The 10,292-nt window shown below is 45.4% G+C and carries 4 protein-coding genes and 1 pseudogene; 2 read left to right on the top strand and 3 right to left on the bottom strand.

Going from position 1 to position 10,292, the window contains the following annotated elements; genetic code table 11:
• Together AKG33_RS07345 and mfd are read left to right on the top strand one after the other, a co-directional pair.
• Positions 1-1,540, top strand: a pseudogene (locus AKG33_RS07345) (hypothetical protein); the annotation flags it as partial.
• Positions 1,541-1,665: 125 nt separating this feature from the next.
• Positions 1,666-4,995: a transcription-repair coupling factor gene (gene mfd / locus AKG33_RS01905; protein WP_235503148.1), complete on the top strand. Its 3,330-nt coding sequence runs from the start codon at positions 1,666-1,668 to the stop codon at positions 4,993-4,995.
• Positions 4,996-5,000: 5 nt separating this feature from the next.
• Here the strand turns inward: mfd and dnaE are convergent, their stop codons facing one another.
• Genes dnaE through lpxB form a run of 3 tightly spaced genes read right to left on the bottom strand, consistent with a single transcriptional unit; the run spans position 5,001 to position 10,286 of the window.
• Positions 5,001-8,528: a DNA polymerase III subunit alpha gene (gene dnaE, locus AKG33_RS01900; protein ID WP_012031021.1), complete on the bottom strand. Its 3,528-nt coding sequence runs from the start codon at positions 8,526-8,528 to the stop codon at positions 5,001-5,003.
• 34 nt (positions 8,529-8,562) lie between these two features.
• Positions 8,563-9,132 carry a ribonuclease HII gene (locus tag AKG33_RS01895; protein WP_012031020.1) on the bottom strand — a complete coding sequence of 190 codons (570 nt, stop codon included), beginning with the start codon at positions 9,130-9,132 and terminating at the stop codon, positions 8,563-8,565.
• Positions 9,129-10,286: a lipid-A-disaccharide synthase gene (gene lpxB / locus AKG33_RS01890; protein WP_012031019.1), complete on the bottom strand. Its 1,158-nt coding sequence runs from the start codon at positions 10,284-10,286 to the stop codon at positions 9,129-9,131. Before lpxB ends, AKG33_RS01895 begins: the two co-directional genes overlap by 4 nt.
• Between the last annotated feature and the right edge of the window lie 6 nt (positions 10,287-10,292).

Below are 10,292 nucleotides of genomic sequence, written 5' to 3'. Positions count from 1 at the left end.
AAATCCAGATAAACCGACTGACCCGGAAAATCCGACCAACCCGGTAGATCCTGAAAATCCAGATAAACCGACTGACCCGGAAAATCCGACCAACCCGGTAGATCCTGAAAATCCAGATAAACCGACTGACCCTGAACCGGAAGTTGATACAGTGATGCCAGAAGCGCCGAAATTGGAAGCTTTTTCAGATGGTTCCGTAAAAATAACGCTCCCTGTAAAAGGCGTTGAAGTTGGTGATAAATTCTCCTTCAGCTATTACGATCAGTATTCAAGCTTGAAGAGCTTTATTTACGAAAAAACGGCAGATAGTTGGAAATTTGTTCCATCTGAAGATAGTTCCAGATCCTCACCTTTTGACGATGAATTGCCTGATGGTGCTGTTATTAATCTTGAACCTAATGCTGTTGCTGACAATACAGAAGTTACGGCTTCTGTAACCAATGCGTCAGGAAGCGCTGCTGGTGAAAAGACAGATGTCACTGTTATTGCACTTGCTCCTGCAACTGTTGAACTCGATAATATTGATGGTGATTTAACGACAAAAGGAGTTCCGGCTGGCGTCGATGACAATGCTCGACCTTCCGATTGGATAAATAACTATCATGTTAAAGGCGATATTAAATCTGCTGATGGTTCAATCGTTATTGTTGATACCGCTGGCGGTAGAGATTCGCTCATTGTTGATGGCGATCAAGTAAATAGCATTGTGTACTTGGGTAATGACAATGACATTGAACATGTCAACAACGTTAGTGATAGCTCCATCTTTGCCGGTAAAGGTAACGATGCCATCACTATTGATGGCAATGTAGCGAATTCTTACATTTCCACTGGTGGTTCAACAACGATTGGATCGATTGAAGGATCTGATACGATCAATATCGGCGGCAATGTTTCAGGCAGTACGATTGATCTCGGCAGCGGTTTGCCCATGCCAGAACAATATGCCCCTGTTAACCCTGATAAAGATGATAACGTTGGTCACAATGCTCAATTGACCGTTGATGGTTCATTTGAACATAGTACAGTTCACGGATCACAAGGCGTTGATATGGTTGAATTTAACCATGTGGGCGATGGTGCTAAAGTTGAGCTTGGAAATAGTGATGACATACTTGTTCTTTCAGGAACATTCGATGGCAGCGCTCAAGACGTTATGCTTGATGGCGGCGCCGGCAGCGATACTTTGGTGATTGGTGGTAGCGGTTCTAACTTGAGCATTGCTTCATTGAAGAGCTTTGAAACCATCAACTTAGATGAAGGCGGTCATAACCTCAACATGCTTGATTTTGATGCCTTCAAAGCCTTCATGGGCGATAACACCGAGTTGTATCTCAATGGCGATAATAGTAACCATATTTTCATGGATAAAACGGGAACATGGACACGCGATGAAGCGCCGCAAGATAGTGGCGATTACGCGCCAGTTGATCACGATGGCTATCATCTCTACACCAGTAAAGAAGGTGGCTACCAACTTTACATTAGCAAAACGTTAGATGACGATGACATGGGCAACGTTGGCTCCATAATCATCTAAATCTGATTTTCTTTCACTTTAACTAAACGCTCCCTTCGGGGAGCGTTTTTTATGCTTATTTACAACGCGTTTTTACGCCGAATTACTGCCAAACCGCTATAATGGTGCCTTTTGCTTACAAGACCATGACCGAAAAATTCAAGCATCTTGCCTACAATCTTGCGCACCATTTATTACCCAAACACGTTCACCTCATCGTCGCTCCCGATGCCGTTTGGGCGCAATATCTTTACGATAACCTCATGTTTTGGTTAAAAAACAGCGCATGGCAACAAACACTTTATTACTTTTCTGATTGGGAAACCCTGCCCTACGATCACTACACGCCGCACCCTGATTTAGTTTCGGAGCGCATTCGCGTATTAGCGGAACTGCCCACGTTAACGCAAGGCATCGTCATCACCAGCACCAGCGCCTTTCGGCAACGTCTTTGCCCACAAACTCATTTAGATAAATTCGGCATACATTGTGCCGTCGGTGATCACATCGCGCAAAAAACCGTCATTAACCGCCTACTGCAAGCCGGTTACCAAAGCACTCATTTCATTTCAGAAAAAGGCGAATATGCCACGCGCGGCAATATCGTTGATCTCTTTCCCATGGCAGCCCAAACGCCAATTCGTTTGGAATGGTTAGATGATGAGATTGATTCCATTCGCTTTTTTGATCTCAAAACGCAACTCACTTTAAAAAAATGTCAGCAACTATCGATTTTACCGGCGCGAGAACTCGATCTTTCCGATGCTGGACGCGTTTGTTTTCGGCAATCTGCGCGCCAGTATTTTGGCGAACACATTCATCAAAGCGGCATCTATCAAAGCCTTTCGGAAGGACGCACACCGCAAGGATTAGAATATTATCTACCGCTTTTTTTCGATGAAACCGCGCATTTATTGGATTATTTTCCGTCCAATACTTGCTACATTCCCGCCGATGAACTCGCCGTTTCTTTGCAAAATCACGACGATTATTGTCACAAACGTTATCAACGGCTCAATCATTTGCGTGAAAACAGTTTATTAGCGCCGGAACAACTTTGGTTTTCACCGCAGGAACTTCAAGAACGATTGGCAACCTTGCCTACTCACATGCCGAAAAACCGCTGCACTGCCCTGCCCTTTTCTGATGAAACGCCGCGCGGACAACAATGGTTGGAACAATTCGCTACTGCTGAACGTGCCGTGCTCCATTTTTCCAGTCAAGGATTGCGGGAATATTGGTTTGATCGTTTATACCAAGAATATCCGCAGTGTTTGATCAGCGATGAATTGCCGCCGAAAAATTATCCGGCTTTATGCATTTCGCCGCTGCAATATAGTTTTTGCGCTGACGGTATCACGCATTTAGCAGAAACCGATCGCCACGGCAGCCACACCACGCCGAATTATCGGCAAAATAAACATAAAGATGCCGGCGCCATCATTCAAAGTTTGCAAGATTTAACGCTCGGCGCACCCGTGGTACATATCGATCACGGCGTTGGACGTTATCGCGGTTTGGAAATGATCGATGATGACGAAATGCTGGTGATTGAATACGCTAAAGGAGCGCGTTTATTTGTTGCCATCAGCGATTTAGATCTCATCAGTAAATACAGCGGCACGGCGTCCGAAAACGCACCGCTGCACGAATTAGGCGGCAAAGTTTGGCAAAACGCGAAAAAAAAGGCGCAACAAACCGCCCGCGATACTGCCGCCGAATTATTAGCAATTTATGCCGCCCGCGAAGCTGCATCAGCGCAGGCTTTAACATTCGATCCGCACATGCTCGCGGATTTTGCCCAACAATTTGAATATGAAACAACGCCCGATCAACAAGCTGCCATCGATGCCGTGTTAAACGATTTACAGCAAGCAAAACCCATGGATAGAATCGTTTGCGGCGACGTTGGTTTTGGGAAAACGGAAGTTGCGATGCGCGCGGCTTATGCTGCCGTTTTAGCCGGTTATCAATGCGCGATTATCACGCCAACCACTTTGCTTGCCGATCAACATGTGCATAATTTTTTAGATCGTTTTTCTCATATCGCCGTTCGCATTGCTGCCATCAGTCGTTTTAAAACGCCGGCAGAACAACGCGCTATCGTGCAATCATTGCGCGACGGCACGATTGATATCGTGATTGGAACGCATCGTTTGCTGCAAAAAGATATCGCATTTGCGCGATTAGGATTAGTGATTGTTGATGAAGAACACCGTTTTGGCGTAAAACACAAAGAAGCGTTAAAAAGTTTGCGCGCCGATGTGAATTTGTTGACGTTAACGGCAACGCCGATACCGCGCACGCTTAATCTGGCGCTTTCGGGTTTACGCGATTTATCGATCATCGCTACCGCCCCCGCCGGCAGACAATCCATTCAAACCATTATCAGTCAATACGATCCCATCGTGATTGAAGAAGCTTGTGAGCGTGAACTCAACCGCGGCGGTCAAATTTATTTCCTGCATAATGACGTCTCCAGCATTGATCGCATCGCGCGCGCTTTATCAGAACAATTACCACAAGCGCGCATTGCAGTAGCGCACGGGCAATTACGCGAACGCGCGCTCGAAAAAATCATGCAAGATTTTTATAACCGCCATTACGATTTATTAGTCGCAAGCACGATTATCGAAAGCGGCATCGATATCCCTAACGCGAATACAATCATCATTAACCGCGCCGATAAATTAGGTTTAGCGCAGTTGCATCAATTACGCGGACGCGTGGGACGCAGTCATCATCAAGCTTATGCTTATTTAATTACGCCGGCGTGGCAAACGCTCAATAAAGACGCGCAAAGACGGCTTTCGGCGTTTACCGAATTAGACAGTTTGGGCGCAGGATTTTTGCTCGCCAGTCAAGATTTAGAAATTCGGGGCGCCGGCGAAATTTTAGGCGATGAACAAAGCGGACAAATTCAACAAATCGGTATGAGTTATTATCTTGATTTGCTCGAACGCGCCACCGCGGCGCTCAAATCTGGACAGGATTTTAATCAAGAAGAAATTGCCGTTCGTTATCAAATTGATATTGGTGAAGCGGCTTTATTGCCGGATACGTACGTTTTTGATCCGCAAATTCGTTTAACGCTTTATCATCGTTTGGCGCGCGCGAAAAGCATCGCTGAAATTGATGACGTGATGATTGAATTAAGCGACCGCTTTGGCAGTTTGCCGGTTTTGGCGCAGAATTTATGCTATAAAGCGCGTTTGCACGTTTACGCACAATTAATCGGTATTGAAAAAATTCGTTTGCAAACTAAAACCATTGAACTTCAATTTTTGCCGACGGCAACGATTGATGCCAATAAACTTATCGAAAAATTACAACGCGATCCACAATGCTACAAAATGACCGCGCCAACTTCCGTGCGCATTTTATTGGAAGAAGCGTCCACGTTTGCTGAAAAACGCGTACATTTGCAAAAATTATTAACCGAAATCGTCACGCCGGCGCAGGAAATTATTTTATAAAACCTTTAGATGCGGTAATGCATATGAATATTTTGACTGCCGAAATGATGCGCTAAATCTGTAAAAATCGTGCGATCAAAACGATAACGTCCGCCCAAACGAATGCTTGCGGCAACCGCTTCTTGTTCTAAACGCAAGGCAAAATAAAGCGTTACGCCGGCGGTTGATTCGTCATCATCAGCGCGGCGCCACGATGCTAATGCGTTTAAAAATTGTGGCGTTAATGCGTTGATTTCGCTTTCAATTTTAACATCAGTCGCTAATTGATAACGCGCATCGTCTACCGTATAAATATGGGCGAGCGTGTAGCGCCAATTTTCTGATTGTTCATTGACCACAAACCGCGCTTTAATTTGGGCAATAATCAGCGTATCGCGTTCTAATGCCGCATTTTCCGTTTGCAATAATTCTTCCGGCACCGCGATTTCTATTTTGCCGCTGCAATCGTCTATGGTGATAAAACAAAAATTTTTGCCTTTTTTGCTGGTGATATTGCGTTTATCAACGAGTAATCCGCCCAGATAAAAAAAGTGATATTCGCCTTGATGCGGCGTTTTTTGATTGAGTTCGTGCTGAATTTCGGCGATGTTTTTCGGGCAAATTGGGCGAATCATTTCCGCGGCAACTTGTGCAGGGTGACCGCTTAAAAATAAACCTAAAACCGATTTTTCCCACATTAATTGTTGCTGCGGCTGCCAACTGTTTTCCGGATTAAGCGCCAAATGCGCTTCACAATGCGCGGCATCTAACAAACTAAACATATTCGTTTGACGATTCTTTTTATCTTGATGATATTGTTCGGCTAATTTTAACGCCTGCGGCAATACGGCAAATAAGGCACCGCGGTTTTTTTCGATGAGATCAAACGCGCCGGCGTAAATCAAGGTTTCAAGCGTTTTGCGTTTTAATGTTTTTAAATCAAGCCGTTGGCATAAATCCGTCAACGATTGAAACGCACCACCGCGGCGGCGTTCGGCTAATATTTGTTCAATCACCGCTTGCCCCACGCCTTTAATAGCGCCCAAACCGAAAAGAATTTCGCCTTGTTGATTAATCGTAAAATCATAAGCCGAATGATTAATAGACGGCGGCAAAATCCGCAATCCCATTTCATGGCATTCATCAATCAATAAAACGATTTTTTCGGTTTTATCCATTTCGGAAGTCAACACCGCTGCCATAAATGCCGCCGGATAATGCGCTTTTAACCAAGCCGTTTGATAAGACAATAAAGCATAAGCCGCGGAATGCGACTTATTAAAACCATATTCCGCAAATTTTGCCATTAAATCAAAGATATCAATAGCAACTTGTTCATCAACGCCGCCGGCACTCGCGCGCGCTACAAACGTGCCTTTTTGTTTTGCCATTTCCTCGGGCTTTTTCTTACCCATCGCGCGGCGCAATAAATCAGCTTCGCCCAAACTGTACTTTGCCAAAATTTGCGCAACTTGCATTACTTGCTCTTGGTAAACCATGACGCCGTACGTATTTTTCAAAATTTCGGCAAGCGCTGGGTGCGGATAAACCACTTTCGCCCGTCCATGTTTGCGATTGATAAAATCATCAACCATGCCAGATTGCAAAGGTCCGGGACGAAATAACGCCACCAAAGCAATCAAATCTTCAAAATTATCCGGCTGCAATTTGGCAATCAAATTTTTCATGCCCGACGATTCCAGCTGGAAAACGGCAGTCGTTTTGCCGGATTTTAATAATTGAAACGTCGCTTCATCGTCATCACGAATTTGGCGTATATCTAATTTTTCGTTTGCCGGCGCATATTGATTGACGTTTTGCACCGCCCAATCGATGACGGTCAGCGTGCGCAAACCCAAAAAGTCAAATTTAACCAATCCCGCCGCTTCAATATCTTCTTTATCAAATTGTGTCACCAGCGCGCTGCCGGCGTGTTCGCAATATAGCGCGGAAAAATCGGTTAACGTGGTTGGCGCAATGACGACACCGCCGGCGTGTTTGCCAACGTTGCGCGCCAAACCCTCCAAAGGTAGCGCGATATCGATTAAATATTTAACTTCTTCGTCCTCTTCATAACGTTTTGTCAATTCCGCGGAAAAAAATTCGGGGTGCGTGCGTGATTTTTCCGTTTTACCTAAAGCATCGGGCAAAGTAACGCCCAAAGTATTGGGCACCATTTTGGAGATTTTATCGACGACGGGATACGGAAGTGACAAAACGCGTCCCACATCGCGAATAACGGCTTTTGCCGCCATCGTGCCGTGCGTCGCGATTTGCGAGACTTTATCGTGCCCATATTTGTCAGCAACGTAACGAATTACGTCATCACGTTTATTCATGCAAAAATCAACGTCAAAGTCGGGCATTGAAACGCGTTCGGGATTTAAAAAACGTTCGAACAATAAATCGTACGCCATCGGATCCAATTCGGTGATTTTTAAGCAAAAAGCAACCAAAGATCCCGCGCCCGATCCGCGTCCGGGCCCGACGGGCACATCGTGATTTTTTGCCCACTGAATAAAATCAGCCACAATCAAAAAATACCCTGGAAATTGCATGCGGTTAATAACTGCTAATTCCGTTTGCAAACGTTCCTGATAAAGCGCGGTTTTTTCGGCGCGGATTTGGGGATCGGGAAATAATTGCACGAGGCGCTCTTCTAATCCGCGCTCGGCTTCTTGCACTAAATAACGTTCAATATCAATACATTCTGGCAGCGGAAAATCCGGTAAATAATGTTTTCCCAAAGATAAAACGACGTTGCAACGTTGCGCGATCAATTCGGTATTTACTAATAATTGCGGCGCATCGGCAAAAATTTGCGCTAAATCTTGCGGCGCGCGCAAATGATGCTGCGGTGTAAAACGGCGCACACGTTTGGGATTATCGATGGTATCGCCGGAAGCAATGCACACCCGCGCTTCGTGATAATCAAAATCGGCAGCGGTTTTAAAACAAGCGAGATTGGTCGCCACCGCGGCAATGCGTAATTTTTGCCCGATTTCTGCTAAATTTTGACTGAATAACGGGGGCTCTGTTTGCCCAAAACGCGCAATTTGCAAATAAAAACGATTAGAAAAAATCTTTTGCCAATGTGTGGCGCATTGTAGAGCGTGTTTACGGTCGCCGCGTGCAATTGCTTTGCCAACATCGCCTTCTTCGCCGCCGGATAAGGCAATGAGTCCTTGACATTGTTCGGCGGTTAAACGCGTTTTATCAACGGCAATTTCGTTAGGCGTTTGATCGTGCGTATAAGCAAAGCTGACGAGTTCACATAAATGCCGAAAACCCAAAGCATTTTGCGCCAATAAAATCAATTGATGAATCTGCCCTACTTCATCGCGAATGCTTAAATCACAGCCCAAAATTGGTTTGATTTTTGCCCGCCGCGCGCATTGATAAAATTTGATAGCCGCGTATAAATTATTGCGATCGGTCAAAGCAATGCTTGTTAAATCATGCGTTTGCGCAAACGCGACAATGTCGTGAATGCGCAGCAAACTATCATTTAAAGAATATTCGCTATGAACATGCAAAGGCACATAATCAACCATGATTGAAATTCTCCAAACCACTGATGTGGCACAATTATTTTTTATTGTTTTTTAACAAAGCCGCAATGGGCGCATAAGAACGGCGGTGCAGCGGCAAAACGCCGAATTGACGCAAAGCTTGCTGATGTTTTTGCGTACCGTAACCTTTATGCGCCGCAAAACCATAATCCGGATACAACGCATCTAATGCAATCATTTGTTTATCCCGCGTGACTTTTGCCACGATTGAGGCGGCAGAAATGGCAGGCTCCAGCGCATCGCCGCCAATTATCGTCCGCGTGGGAAAAGGAAGTTCTGGCGCAAATTTGCCATCAATCAAAACTTCGGTCGGCGCAACTTTTAATGTGATCACCGCTTTTTTCATCGCGCATAAAGTGGCGTAATGAATATTAAGTTGATCGATTTCTTCCGGCGAACACCACGCACAAGCAACCGCAATCGCTTGTTCATAAATCGCTGCGCACAATCGCTCGCGTTTGGCGGCGCTTAATTTTTTGCTGTCGGTTAAATCGGGTAAATCATAATCGTTGGGCAAAATCACCGCTGCAGCAACAACGTTTCCAATCCACGCGCCGCGTCCGGCTTCATCAACGCCAGCAATCATTTGTTTTCCTTTAATAAATCCGCAATCACCGCCGCCGCACGTTGTGAAACATTTTCCGGCAACTGTTCTGCAATTTCAGCGAGCGCAGATAATTGTTGTGCGCGGATTTCAGGATCGGTTAATAAGGTTTCGGCATCGTGCGCTAAATATTCGGGCGTACAATTTTCTTGAATCCATTCATGAATCACGGCGCGTCCGGCTAAAATATTGGGCAAAGAAAAATGCGGAATTTTTATTAAACGGCGCGCAATGAAAGCCGTTAACGGGTGAACGCGATACGCCGATAACATCGGGCGTTGTAATAATGTGGCTTCCAAAGTAATCGTGCCGCTTTTGAGCATTAAAACATCACAGGCGGACATGAGCAGCGCGCTGTCGGCGTTTGAAATAAAAACGTTTTCCGTGCTGGATAATCGATTGTTTACCAACGTTTTTATTAAGTGCTCGTGGCGTTTATCGCTCAAAGAAATGATCAGCGCTAAATCGTGGTGATGGCTTTTGATTTTTTGCGCGGCAGCAAGAAAAATTGGCAAAAGCCGTTTAATTTCTTGAACGCGCGACCCAGAAAATAATCCAATCACGGGACAATGGTCATTAAATATGCCCAACTTTTGCCGCGCCTGCACGATCGATTGCGTTTTAATGCGATCTTTCATTGGGTGACCCACCCAAGTTGCGCCCACGTGATGTTGATGATAAATGTCGGTTTCAAAAGGAAATAAACATAAAACATGATCAACCGCGCGTTTTATTTGTTTAATGCGCCCTGCTTTCCACGCCCACAAAGAAGGGCTGACGTAATGCACGGTTTGCACGCCATGTTGATGTAATGCCGCGGCAATGCGCAGCGTAAAATCCGGCGCATCAATGCCGATAAATAAATCCGGACGATCCGCCTGCCAGCGTTGCAATAAATCGTTTTTTAACTGCCAAATATCGCTTAAATGTAACAATACTTCAGAAAAACCCATCACCGATAAACGATTCATATCAGCAAACGATTCTAATCCTGCCGCCTGCATTAATTCGCCGCCGATTCCCGTAAAACGCGCCTGCGGAAAATGCGCGCGCAGCGCTGCTATTAACGGCGCGCCCAAACGATCGCCAGAGCGTTCGCCAGCAATCAGCGCAATATGCGGATTATGATGAAGCATAATTTA

Origin of the sequence: Dichelobacter nodosus (genome assembly GCF_001263335.1) — a bacterium.
Lineage (GTDB): Bacteria > Pseudomonadota > Gammaproteobacteria > Cardiobacteriales > Cardiobacteriaceae > Dichelobacter > Dichelobacter nodosus.
This window is presented reverse-complemented; position numbering and strand designations above follow the sequence as displayed.

Coding starts and splice junctions, on each gene's coding strand:
- mfd (WP_235503148.1), top strand. CDS start 1,666: ATGACCGAAAAATTCAAGCATCTTGCCTACAATCTTGCGCACCATTTA.
- dnaE (WP_012031021.1), bottom strand. CDS start 8,528: ATGGTTGATTATGTGCCTTTGCATGTTCATAGCGAATATTCTTTAAAT.
- AKG33_RS01895 (WP_012031020.1), bottom strand. CDS start 9,132: ATGATTGCTGGCGTTGATGAAGCCGGACGCGGCGCGTGGATTGGAAAC.
- lpxB (WP_012031019.1), bottom strand. CDS start 10,286: ATGCTTCATCATAATCCGCATATTGCGCTGATTGCTGGCGAACGCTCT.